This window comes from Burkholderia territorii, from assembly GCF_902833055.1.
GTDB lineage: Bacteria > Pseudomonadota > Gammaproteobacteria > Burkholderiales > Burkholderiaceae > Burkholderia > Burkholderia territorii.
This window is the reverse complement of the sequence record NZ_CADFEJ010000175.1, coordinates 1-422: the sequence shown is the minus strand read 5'-3', so window position 1 is coordinate 422 and position 422 is coordinate 1. Positions and strand designations below refer to the sequence as shown.

1 pseudogene is annotated in these 422 nt (G+C 69.4%); it reads right to left on the bottom strand.

Annotation, left to right across the window (positions count from 1 at the left end):
• Positions 1-28: 28 nt before the first annotated feature.
• Positions 29-422, bottom strand: a pseudogene (locus tag HW466_RS31595) (acetyl-CoA C-acyltransferase); the annotation flags it as partial.

Here is a 422-nt window from a genome sequence, read left to right as displayed (position 1 = left end):
CACCGCCGTCATCGGGTGCGTGACCCGCTTACAGCCGTTCGATGATGCCGGCGGCGCCCATCCCGGTGCCGACGCACATCGTGACCATCCCGTACTTCAGGTTGCGGCGACGCAGCGCGTGCACCACGGTGGACGCCCCGATCGCGCCGCCCATCGGGTTGACCTTCGAGGGATCGAGGCCGAGATCGCGGATCACGGCCAGCGACTGCGCCGCGAAGGCCTCGTTCAGCTCGATCCAGTCCAGATCGTCCTGCTTGAGGCCGGCGGCCTTCAGCGCGGCGGGGATCGCCTCCTTCGGGCCGATGCCCATGATCTCGGGCGGCACGCCACGCACCGCGAAGCTCACGAAGCGCGCCAGCGGCGTGAGGTTGAACTGCTTGAGCACCTTCTCCGAGACCACGATCAGCGCGCCGGCGCCGTCC